The organism is Hymenobacter segetis (genome assembly GCF_038448715.1).
Classification (GTDB): domain Bacteria; phylum Bacteroidota; class Bacteroidia; order Cytophagales; family Hymenobacteraceae; genus Hymenobacter; species Hymenobacter segetis.
In genome coordinates, this window is the sequence record NZ_JBCEVZ010000020.1 from 73,373 (window position 1) to 81,054 (window position 7,682).

The following is a 7,682-nucleotide window of genomic DNA, read 5'->3' on the forward strand; positions in this document are numbered from 1 at the left end:
ATCCGCGTTGCTTTCCAACCAATTATCTGCCCTATACCTACACGCCCACGGCAGCCGGGCCGGTTACAGTTTCGGAACTGGCAAATGAAGTGGGAAAAGACACGTATTACATCCGCAACTTCAAGGTTTACGATACCCCGCTGCCCGTCTTCACGGTAGCGCCCTGCCCCGGCGGCGCGGCCTTGGTCACCGTCACCGATTCTACTTACAACAGATATGAGGTGCAGGCTGGCACGGGCACGAGCCAGCCCATTGCGTATAACCAGCCGCTGTTTGTGCCCTTAATGGGCGCTACTTCCGTCACCGTCACGGGCCGTTACAAGGATAATAACGTGTGCGAACGAACCGCCACCCAGCCCGTAGGCACATTGGCTCCGGCCGTAAAACCAACTCTCACCAGCCTCACGCTCAGTGCCCCACTGCCCAGCGGCACGGCCACGCTGGCCGTGGGCAACCTGCCGGCCGGCTACCGCTACACCCTGCAGGTTGAAACCGGCACCGGCTTTCAGGACGTGGTGCCCCACGTGAACGTGCCGCCGGGCAGCCCCCCCTTCCCTGTGCCCGGCACGGTGAAAGGCCGCTACCGCATTGCCCGCGCCGACTATTGCGGCGGCAGCCCGGACGCCTCGTTCGAAATCGGCACGCTGAGCCTAACCGGCGCATCGGCCAGCAACCTCAACCAGCTGGTGCTGGACGATGCCAACGGCTTCCGCCCCGGCACCGCCTACACCGTCACCCGCAACGGCACGGCCATCAACACACTCACCCGCACAGGCGATGGCTTCGAGGATGCCGACGTGCAATGCGGCATCCGCTACACCTATGTGGTAACGGCCACGCAGCCGGGCGGCGGGGTGGCTATTTCCAATCCCTTTGCCATCCGCACGGTATCAAAACTGCCGCCGCCACAGCCCCGCCTGGTGGCCAGCTTCAACCTTAATAATGTGGTGGTGCTGACGCCGACGCTGGCCACGCCCACCCTGCCCGCTGGCAGTTCACTGCACTACAGCCGTACGGCTGGCAGCGGCGCACCGACCGATTTCGGCAAACCCGTCGCCTCGCTACGTGCGCCCCGCGATTCCACCGACCTGGCTACCCTCAAAGCCAGCCCGCCCTGCTACTCGGTGCGCCTCGTGGATTTCTGCGGCAACATCTCGCCCGCCAGCCCGGCCACCTGCCCGGCCATCCTCTCGGCCAGCGCCGCCGATGCCGACGGCAGCACCACCGCCCTCACCTGGACGGCCTTCACCGGCCCCGACCCCGCTATTCCGGCCACCTACACCCTCCAGCGTCTCGCCGCCGATGGCTCCATACTGAGCACCGTAGCCATGACGGGCAATACGTATACCGACCTCACCCCGCCCACCGACCGCCAGGTGCTGCGCTACCGCCTGCAAATCAGTGGGGCAGGTTTGCCGACCGGCACGTTCAGCTATTCCAACCTGGCCAGCCTCACGCGGCAGCTAACGCTCACCATTCCCACCGCCTTCACGCCCAATGGCGACGGCCTGAACGACGTACTCGAAGTAAAGGGCAAGTACCTGAACAACTACACCTTCGTGGTGGTGGACCGCAACGGTCAGGAGGTTTTTCGCGGTACCCAGCGCAGCGAAACCTGGGACGGCACCATCAGAGGCCACGCCCCGGTGCTGGGCGCGTATGTGTGGCGCTTTCAGCAGAATAACGAGGACGGCCAGCCATTCTCAGCCACGGGCTCGGTTACCATTCTGAAATAAAACCACGCCCCACCGCCACCTTTGCGGGGAATTTCAGTCAATACCGACGCTGTGAGGCATCCTTTTTGGCCTTCTTCCTGTTCACTGACAACGGACAACTAATAACTGACAACTAGCAATATGGCATTCGACATCACCGGCATGATGGGCAAAGTGAAAGAGCTGCAAGACAAGATGCAGCAGGCCCAGCAGGAAATCCAGCACATCACCGCCACGGGCGAAGCCGGCGGCGGCATGGTGCGCGCCACGGCCAACGGCCACCGCAAAATCCTCAAGCTCGAAATCGACGAAACCCTCCTCACCCCGCAGGACCGTGACATGCTGGCTGACCTCGTGGTAGCCGCCGTGAACAAGGCCCTCGACGAAGCCGCCGAACTGGCCCGCCAGGAGCTCCAGCGCAAAACCAGCGGCCTGATGCCCAACGTACCCGGCCTCGATTTGAGCGGTTTTGGGGCCTAACACTGCGGCCCCGGCCGGCGCCTGCGCCGACGTGGCCATCGTCATCCTGAACTGGAACGGCGCGAAATTCCTGCACCGCTTCCTCCCCGGCGTGGTCGCCCACGCCGACGGCGCGCGCGTAATCGTGGCCGATAACGCCTCCACCGACAACTCGGTGGAGCTGCTGGCCCGAGACTTTCCGACCGTGGAGCTACTCTTGCTCGACCGCAACTGGGGCTTCTGCGAAGGCTACAACCAGGCATTAGCGCAAGTCGACAGCCCGTTTTTCGTGCTGCTGAATTCCGATGTAGAAGTCACGCTGGGCTGGCTGCGCCCGTTGCGCGGCCTGCTCGAAGCCAACCCGCGCATTGCCGCCGTGCAGCCCAAAATCCTGTCCCAAATCGACCCTACGTCATTTGAGTACGCGGGAGCCGGCGGCGGCTACCTCGACCGCTTAGCCTACCCCTTCTGCCGCGGTCGCCTCTTCGACACCCTCGAAAAAGACCTCGGCCAGTATGACGACCCACGCCCCGTGGCTTGGGCTACCGGGGCCTGCCTCATGGTGCGGCGCACTGCTTGGCAAGCCCTTGGCGGACTAGAACCGGCCTTTTTTGCGCACATGGAGGAAATCGACTTCTGCTGGCGGCTGCAGAATGCCGGCCACGAAGTCTGGTACCACGGTGGCAGCGCTGTGCAGCACGTCGGCGGCGGCACTCTGCACAAAACCAACCCCCGCAAAACGTATTTGAACTTCCGCAACGGCTTGGCTTTGCTTTACAAAAACGCCGCGCCCGGCGAGTTGTACGGCCCCATGTTCCAGCGCCTCGTCCTAGATGGCGTGGCGGGCTTGCGATTTTTACTGAGCGGGCAATTGGGGAATTTCTGGGCCGTGCTACGGGCGCATTTCAGCTTCTATGGCAGCTTTGGCTACTGGCAGAAGAAGCGTCGGGCCGCCCGGCCGCACCTGCGGGTGCGAGACCGCGCTGGGGTGTATGATGGCAGCTTGGTGTGGGCGTATTTTGGAAAAGGCAAGCGCAAGTTCAGCGAGTTAGGGCTGAAATAAAGAAGTCTGTCATTGCGAGTAGAGCGCAGCGGAACGCGGCAATCCGTCCTCCCGATGCGACTAGCCCTGAGATGTGACGAACCTTATAAAAAAGCCCCGACATAAAAAAGCCCCGACTCTAATCCAGAGCCGGGGCTTTTCACATAATTAAAGCTTGTTGCCAAGAGAGGACAGATTGCCGCGTTCCGCTGCGCTCCACTCGCAATGACAGATGCCATTTACAAATCCCAAACGGTGCTGCGCTGCTGGCGCATGGCGCGCCGCACATTCATCCAAAACGCCCCAGCGAAATAAAGCACGATGGGCGAGCCAAACGTGAAAAACGAGGCATACACGAACGACAGCCGGACGCTGCGGGTGCTGAAGCCCCACTTCTGCGCCAGGGCCGAGCACAGGCCAAAGGACTGCGTTTCGAGGTAGTCGGTGAAGCGTTTCATGGGAAATAAGGGCTGGCCAAAAACAGTTTCTCTGGGCTAAGATAAGGCACTCACCAGGCAAGGGCAACCCGCCCGGTGTAATTTCGCCCCTCGGAAGCCGACTAATTTTGGGGCTTCTACGTTAGAAAGGGCGGTTTTTGTTTTCCCACCTCAGGTGTTTTAATGCGTAATTATTTGCGGCCAGTGGCCCACGGGCTGCTGGCAGCCACCGTATTTTTCTCGGCCTGCACCCTGCCCCGGGTGCTGAAGCAGGCCGAAGCCGGGCGCACCGTGGTGGCCCGCCCCGCCGTGCTCACGGCCTCGGGCGAGGCCGTTCCCTTCGCCGTGGAAGCCCGCGTGCCCGCCCAACACCTGCACAAAGGCGTGGCCTACGAGCTGCTGCTGCGCTACCGCTACGAGCACGGCCTGCGCGAAGACACCCTCGGCCGCATCACCTTCACGTCGGGCAACTTCGTGTACGACGACGAGCACAAGGGCCAACTCCTCGCCACTCAAAAATTTACCCTGCCCAACACGCCCGGCCGCAATCCCGGTGAGCTGCTGGCCCACGCCCAGGTGCGCGAGCTGAAAAAGAACGGCAAAATCCTCCGCGCCCCCGCCGACGTGCGCGTGGCCCGCGGCATTGCCGACCCCGCCCGCCTGGTGGTGCGCGAAGACACTGCCCTGGCGCTACTGCCCGAGCGCGCCAGCAACAACATGAGCGGCACCCGCGTCCTGCCCTTCTTCTTCGATGAGGACAAGTGGTTTATCCGGGGCTACCTGGGCACTAACGTGGCCGCCCTCGAAGACCTGATTGACGCCAACCAGCACACCCGGCAGGTGCTCATCATCGCGGGCCACTCGCCCGACTCCACCGACGCCCACAACCGCTTGCTGGCCAGTAAACGCGTTCGGATGCTGCTCTACTACTACAAGCAGCGCGTGAAAAACTTCTCTTATCTCAATAAGAACGAGGAAATTCGCTACGACACACTGGCCTACGTGCGCAAGTGGGACACCTTCCTGCAAAAAGTCACGACCTCGGCCCTGAAAGCCGACCAGATTGACTCCGTCGTCACCCTAATCAACGACACCAAGGGCACTTTCGAGCAGAAGGAAAAGGCCCTGCACCGGCTTTCTTCCTTCGATTACATCGAGCAGTATATCTACCCCGTGCTGCGTTTCGGCACCGTGGCCGTCACCTACACCGCCCCCAAGCGCTACGATTCGGAAGTGTATCTGCTCTCAAAAAAGATTGTCGAGAAACAAATCGAAACCGATGCCCTCACCCCCGAGGAGCTGCGCTATTCCGCTACCCTCACGCCTTTATTAGCTGAAAAACAACGCATCTACGAAGTCTCAGCCGCCAATACCAACAGCTGGGAAGCCTTCCACAACCTGGGTGTGGTGCTGCTGATGCGCGCCGAAAAAGAGCCCACCGATAAAATCCAGAAGGCCTACTACCGCCGCGCGGCCGTCAACTTCACGCTGGCCGCCCATCGCAACCCCACGGCCGAGTTCTTCTACCACGCCGCCACCGCCTACCACCGCGCCGGCGACCGCCTCGAAGCCCTCCAGAACTACGACTACGCCATCAAGCTGGGCGGCCCGCGCCCGCTGCTGCGCAAAATTTTCTCCGACCGCGCCGCGCTGGAAATCGAAGTCGGCCAACCCGACGAGGCGCTGCGCAGCCTGCAATACGCCGGTCCCAGCTACCAGAACGCCCTCAATCGCGCCCTCATCGAAGTAGGCCGCGAGCACTACGAGCTGGCCAAGGAACAGTACCAGCTGGCCCAAACCCTGCGCCCCACGGCCGCCGCGCCCATTTATGGCTTTGCCGTAGTAGCCGCCCGCCAGAAAAACGAAGCCGCCGTGGGCACCTTCCTCAAGCAGGCCGTGGCCCTCGACCGTGCCTACGCCCAGCGCGCCGTGGAGGACCTGGAGTTTCAGGATTACGCGCAGGGCAAGGTATTTCGCGATGCCCTCAAGTAAGCGCCAATTAGCTTTGGCCCAACGCCCGTGCCTGTCGTAGCTTTGCCAAACGGCTGAAAACCGGCTTTACCCTAAAGAAAACCATGCGTCAAATTCAATTCCGTGAGGCCTTGCGCGAGGCCCTGTCCGAGGAAATGCGCCGCGACCCGCGGGTGTTCCTCATGGGCGAAGAAGTGGCCGAGTACAACGGCGCCTACAAAGTAAGCCAGGGCATGCTCGACGAGTTCGGCCCTGAGCGCGTGATTGACACCCCGATTGCCGAGCTGGGCTTTGCCGGCATCGGCGTAGGCGCGGCTGCTAACGGGCTGATTCCCATCATCGAGTTCATGACCTTCAATTTCTCGTTGGTGGCTATCGACCAGGTAATTAACTCGGCCGCCAAGCTCTATTCGATGTCGGGCGGACAGTACTCCTGCCCCATCGTGTTCCGTGGCCCCACAGGCAATGCCGGCATGCTCAGCAGCCAGCACTCGCAGAACTTCGAGAACTGGTTTGCCAACACCCCCGGCCTGAAAGTAGTGATTCCCTCGAACCCCTACGATGCCAAGGGCCTGCTGAAATCAGCCATCCGCGACCCCGACCCGGTGATTTTCATGGAGTCGGAGCTGATGTACGGCGACAAGGGCGAAGTGCCCGAAGAAGAGTACCTGCTCGAAATCGGCAAAGCCAACATCGTGCGCCAGGGCAAGCACGTCACGCTCGTGAGCTTCGGCAAAATGATGAAAATCGCCTACGCTGCCGCTGACGAATTGCTCAAAGAAGGCATCGAAGCCGAAGTAATCGACCTGCGCTCGGTGCGCCCGATTGACTACGACACGCTCATCACCTCGGTGAAGAAAACTAACCGCATGGTGGTTATCGAAGAGGCCTGGCCGCTGGCCAGCATCTCGGGCGAGCTGGCCTACATCGTGCAGCGCCGCGCCTTCGATTATCTCGACGCGCCCGTCATCCGCATCACCTGCGCCGACGTGCCCCTGCCCTACGCCCCCACCCTCATCGAAGCCTCGCTGCCCAACGTGGCCCGCGTGGTGAAGGCCGTGAAGGAAGTGACCTACGCCAAGGTGTAAGACTGAATTATGATAATTGAAAGGCCCCGTTAGCGAAAGCTGACGGGGCCTTTTTAATGTTGATGCGAGAGGCTATTATTCCTGCGGTGCCTCACTCGGCGGGCGCAGTTGCCCGGCGGTGGCTTCGGATAATTGCCAGCAGCCCCATAGCCAGCCGACGGCAACCACAGTAAAGGCAATCCGACGCACAGGAGTGCCGGACCCAAGCCACCATGCACCCGGCTGCCACGTACCCGCAACCACCGTGAGCACCAGCAGATGCAGCGGCAGCAGAAACCGGCACTCCATGAGCGTGGGCAGCACCAGCAGGCACGGCAGTAGCAATGCCAGAAGCGTGCCCACTGCCACGGGCTTCCACGTCGCCCGGCGGTTTTTCAGCCATGTGGATAAAGCCAGCCATGTGCCTAAGCCCAGCAGCGCATAGTTCAGCAGCCGCAACGACGCCTGCCCCGGCGGGTGTAGCTGCCGGGGATAGGGCGTTGGGAAGCGAATATCCAAGCCGTTGAACAGGTGGCGGAGGTAGCGCCCGCTGCTGGCAACCGGCTGGTGCAGCGCAAACTGCACGTACTGTCCGTAGCTGTTAAATCGGTGGCCGGGCTCACCTAGCAGGGCATACTGCCCGGCGGAATCGGCGTAAACCAGCGAACGGGGAATTTCCGGCACCAGACTAGATTCGTAGCGTTGGAAAGCGGTACCCCAAGTCAGCTGCATCAAATAGAGCGGCGCGGTGCCGGGCAGCCGGGCTAGCACCAGCGGGGTCGGGGTTTGAAAATGCCGCAGGTTGATGAGCAGCTGCGGCAGCCACAGCAGTGTCAGCCCGACCGCCAGCCCCACCCCACGCCGCCAGAGTACCGGGCGGGAGCCGGAGCCCGGCTGAGACTTTCGCAGCAACAGCCATAGCATGCCCGGCGCACTGGCCAGGTAAATGGGCCGGATATTAATGGCCGCCGCCAGCATCAAGCCGGCTACT

7 protein-coding genes are annotated in these 7,682 nt (G+C 61.8%); 5 read left to right on the forward strand and 2 right to left on the reverse strand.

The features are described from left to right. The first annotated feature begins 89 nt into the window (after positions 1-89). The 3 genes from AAFH49_RS10415 (at position 90) to AAFH49_RS10425 (ending at position 3,237) form a co-directional block, all read left to right on the forward strand. Entirely contained in the window at positions 90-1,736 is a 1,647-nt protein-coding gene (locus AAFH49_RS10415) for a T9SS type B sorting domain-containing protein (RefSeq protein WP_342297898.1), read from the forward strand. 120 nt (positions 1,737-1,856) lie between these two features. Further along, the gene (locus tag AAFH49_RS10420) at positions 1,857-2,195 is read left to right on the forward strand and encodes a YbaB/EbfC family nucleoid-associated protein (RefSeq protein ID WP_198070429.1); all 339 of its coding nucleotides are present in this window, start codon (positions 1,857-1,859) and stop codon (positions 2,193-2,195) included. Next, positions 2,185-3,237 carry a glycosyltransferase family 2 protein gene (locus AAFH49_RS10425; RefSeq protein WP_342297899.1) on the forward strand — a complete coding sequence of 351 codons (1,053 nt, stop codon included), beginning with the start codon at positions 2,185-2,187 and terminating at the stop codon, positions 3,235-3,237. Before AAFH49_RS10420 ends, AAFH49_RS10425 begins: the two co-directional genes overlap by 11 nt. Positions 3,238-3,455: 218 nt before the next feature. On the opposite strand, the gene AAFH49_RS10430 is transcribed toward AAFH49_RS10425, so the two are convergent. Continuing rightward, the gene (locus AAFH49_RS10430) at positions 3,456-3,674 is read right to left on the reverse strand and encodes a PspC domain-containing protein (RefSeq protein WP_046242767.1); all 219 of its coding nucleotides are present in this window, start codon (positions 3,672-3,674) and stop codon (positions 3,456-3,458) included. Between the two features lie 162 nt (positions 3,675-3,836). Here AAFH49_RS10430 and AAFH49_RS10435 point away from each other — a divergent pair, with 162 nt between their 5' ends. Both AAFH49_RS10435 and AAFH49_RS10440 read left to right on the forward strand, forming a co-directional pair. Further along, a complete protein-coding gene (locus AAFH49_RS10435) occupies positions 3,837-5,645 on the forward strand; it encodes a tetratricopeptide repeat protein (protein ID WP_342297903.1) in 1,809 nt (602 codons plus the stop codon). Between the two features lie 83 nt (positions 5,646-5,728). After that, positions 5,729-6,712 (forward strand): pyruvate dehydrogenase complex E1 component subunit beta, encoded by a 984-nt coding sequence (locus tag AAFH49_RS10440; RefSeq protein WP_342297904.1) that lies wholly within the window; start codon positions 5,729-5,731, stop codon positions 6,710-6,712. Positions 6,713-6,787: 75 nt separating this feature from the next. Here AAFH49_RS10440 and AAFH49_RS10445 read toward each other — a convergent pair. After that, positions 6,788-7,682, reverse strand: an 895-nt coding sequence (locus AAFH49_RS10445; RefSeq protein ID WP_342297905.1) for a hypothetical protein, incomplete at its 5' end; no start/stop codon positions are given.

Coding starts and splice junctions, on each gene's coding strand:
- AAFH49_RS10420 (WP_198070429.1), top strand. CDS start 1,857: ATGGCATTCGACATCACCGGCATGATGGGCAAAGTGAAAGAGCTGCAA.
- AAFH49_RS10430 (WP_046242767.1), bottom strand. CDS start 3,674: ATGAAACGCTTCACCGACTACCTCGAAACGCAGTCCTTTGGCCTGTGC.
- AAFH49_RS10435 (WP_342297903.1), top strand. CDS start 3,837: ATGCGTAATTATTTGCGGCCAGTGGCCCACGGGCTGCTGGCAGCCACC.
- AAFH49_RS10440 (WP_342297904.1), top strand. CDS start 5,729: ATGCGTCAAATTCAATTCCGTGAGGCCTTGCGCGAGGCCCTGTCCGAG.